We start from the raw sequence: 3,034 nt of genomic DNA, 5'->3' as shown, positions 1-3,034 counted from the left end.
GGACGCGGTCGACGAGCCGGTCGAGGTCGTCGACGAGCCGGTCGAGGTCGTCGTCGACGACGCCGAGGACACCGACGAGGAGGCCGGCGAGGACACCGACGAGGAGGCCGACCTCGCCGAGACGGTCCGGCGCGCAGCCGCTGCCCTCGAGGTCATCCAGCTGCCCGAGCTGGAGCCCGCGCCCGAGGTGCCGACCGCCCCCGCGCCGATCGCCGCCTACAGCGACCTCGAGTGGGTCCGGGAGGAGGCGATCCGTCGGGTCATCGCCGACCGGGAGGTGCAGTCCCGGCTGGACGACGAGAAGCGGCGCCGGCTGGAGGCGCTGGCGATTGCCGCAGAGGTCGAGGAAGCCCGGCAGCGCGAGCTGGCCCGGATCAAGAAGGATCGGAAGGCGAGCCTGGACGCCGAGCGCGCCGCGGCCGAGCCGCAGGCGTGGGCGGACCACGCGATGTGGCTCGCTGACGCGCGGGCCCGCGCCGAGTGGCAGGCCTGGGACGACCACGCCGGCTACCTGGGTGAGCAGGCCCGGATCGAGGCCGAGCGACTGGCCGCGGAGCGGGCTGCTGCCGAGGAGCCCGCCTGGGCCGAGCACGCGGCCTGGCTGGCCGCCGAGCGGGTCCGAGTCGAGTGGCAGGCCTGGGACGACCACGCGGCCTGGACCGCCGAACGGCTGGCCGAGCAGCGTCGCCTCGCCGAGGACGAGGCGTGGGCCGACCACCGGGTGTGGCTGGACGCTCAGCGCGCCGCGGCCGAGCCCGACGCGTGGGCCGACCATGCGGCCTGGCTGGCCGGCGAGCGCGCCCGGGTCGAGGGCGAGGCCTGGGACACGCACGCCGCCTGGCTCACGGACGAGCGGTTCCGCGCCGAGGGCGAGGCCTGGGACGCGCACGCGGCCTGGCTTCGGCAGCAGCGCGCGGACGCCGAGGAGCCCGCCTGGGCGGCCCACCGCGAGTGGCTGGCCGAGCAGCGGACGGCGGCCGAGGCGCAGGCCTGGGCCGAGCACGAGGAGTGGCTGGCCGAGCAGGCCCGGATCGAGGCCGAGCAGTCCCGTCTCGAGGCGGAGCGCGCCGAGGCTGAGCGCCTCGCCGCCGAGGAGGCCGCGATCGAGGAGGCCGAGGAGGCCGAGCGGATCCGGCGCGAGGAGCAGGAGCGCCTCGACCGCGAGGAGGCCGAGCGGCTCGAGGCTGAGCGCCTCGCCGCCGAGGAGGCCGAGCGCGCGGCGGCCGAGGAGGCCGAGCGTCAGGCGGCCGAGCGGGCCGAGGCTGAAGCGGCCGCGATGGCGCTGGCCGACCTGGCCCGCGGGTTCGACCGCGACGACGAGCCCGCGCAGCCGCCGGCCCAGCCCGAGGACACGGACGACGAGGACGCGAACAACGAGCCGCAGCCGGTGACCATCCCGGTGCCCGCCGGCAGTGGGCGCGGCGACGGCATGTCCCCGTCCGCGCTGCTCTCCGAACTCAACCGTGACGCGTCGCGAGCGGTCGCCCAGGCGATCCGGGACGACGACCGCCGCACCCACGCCGAGCCCGAGGCGGAACCCGAGGCCGAGCCCGAGCTGCAGCCGGTGTCCTACGCGCCCTCCGCGAACGGCGAGGGCCGAGCCGACACCGCGGCGCTGCTGCGCGAGCTGTCCGGGCTGTTCGCCAGCGGCGAGGAGCCGCGCAACGGCAACGCCAACGGCAACGGCGGCGGCTCGTCCAACCCGCCCCCTGGGTCGCACCCCGCGCAGCGGCCTGCGGCCAAGGAGGAGAAGAAGAAGAAGCGCGGCATCTTCGGCCGCTGACCCTCCTGCATGCGACCATCGCCACCGTGCGCGCCGTCGTCCAGGTCGTCAGTGAAGCCCGGGTGAGCGTCGGCGGGAGGGTCGTCAGCCGGATCGACCAGCCCGGCTTGGTGGTGCTGCTCGGGGTCACCCACGACGACACCGCCGCAACCGCCGAACAGCTGGCCGCCAAGATCCACGAGCTGCGGATCATGGACGACGAGCGCTCGGCGGCCGAGCTGGGCGCGCCGCTGCTGGTGGTCAGCCAGTTCACGCTCTACGGCGCCACCACCAAGGGACGGCGTCCGACCTGGGCCGCGGCCGCCCCCGGACCGGTGGCCGAGCCACTGGTCGAGGCGTTCTGCGACGAGCTGCGCCGGCGCGGCGCCACGGTCGAGGAGGGCATCTTCGGCGCCGACATGAAGGTGGCCCTGGTCAACGACGGCCCGCGCACCCTCATCCTCGAGGCCTGACCCGCCGGCCGCACGCACGAGTGGACACCCAGTGAGCGAAAACAGCGACATCGGCGGCATAACGCTCACCACGAGACCACTCGTGCGGGCAGCTCGGCGTGCGGAGGCTCATCACGCTCACGACGAGTCCACTCGCGAGGTCACCGACGCTCAGCCGACCCGACCGAGCCGACCCAGCGCCTGACGCACCGCCGCGACCACCTCGTCGGGGCGGTGGACCACCTGGTCCAGGTCACCCGGAGCACGGTCAGGCCCAGCTGGGCGCACCGCAGGTCCCGCTGGTAGTCGACGTCCCCAGGCCCGCTGCGCCTCGTGGTAGGCCCGCCCGTCGAACTCGATGATCAACGGGACGTCGAGAAACCGGACGTCGGGCACCAGCAGCACCCGGTCGCCGCGCATGATCGGCTGGTTGGCCACCCAGCCGCCGATCCCGGCGGCGGTCGGCACCACGTGCGGCCGCCACTCACCCACCGAGTGGGCGCCGCTGACCAGCTCGCCCAGTCGAGCCCGCACCGCCCGCAGCCCGGGACTCCCGGCCAGCAGCGCCGCCCGGGCGGTCAGCAACTTGAGGGTCACCAGCCGGCGCTGGACGGCGGCGAAGACGAGCGACCGAGCCGCGTCCACGGGCAGCACCCGCAGGCAGTCGACCACCGTCGGCTCGGCGTCCGTCAGGGGCAGCCCCCATGCCCCGGGCGGGCCCCGCTGATCCGCGGGCAGCCGGGACCGGTGGACGACGAGCCCGGCCAGCCGCACCCGCAGGTGTGGCTCGACCGTGACGTGCAGCAGCCGAGTCGCCGGC

3 protein-coding genes are annotated in these 3,034 nt (G+C 75.6%); 2 read left to right on the top strand and 1 reads right to left on the bottom strand.

The genetic code is table 11. The features are described from left to right. Both VIM19_08600 and dtd read left to right on the top strand, forming a co-directional pair. On the top strand, positions 1–1,783 hold a 1,783-nt coding region (locus VIM19_08600; protein HEY5184941.1), incomplete at its 5' end, for a hypothetical protein. A gap of 26 nt (positions 1,784–1,809) precedes the next feature. Continuing rightward, positions 1,810–2,235 (top strand): D-aminoacyl-tRNA deacylase, encoded by a 426-nt coding sequence (gene dtd / locus VIM19_08595; GenBank protein ID HEY5184940.1) that lies wholly within the window; start codon positions 1,810–1,812, stop codon positions 2,233–2,235. A gap of 150 nt (positions 2,236–2,385) precedes the next feature. On the opposite strand, the gene VIM19_08590 is transcribed toward dtd, so the two are convergent. Further along, positions 2,386–3,034: hypothetical protein (locus VIM19_08590; GenBank protein ID HEY5184939.1), on the bottom strand; the 649-nt coding region annotated here is incomplete at its 5' end.

It is taken from the genome of Actinomycetes bacterium, from assembly GCA_036510875.1.
Classification (GTDB): Bacteria; Actinomycetota; Actinomycetes; order Prado026; family Prado026; genus DATCDE01.
Note: the sequence above shows the minus strand (reverse complement) of the source record. Positions and strands in the feature narration are given on the sequence as shown.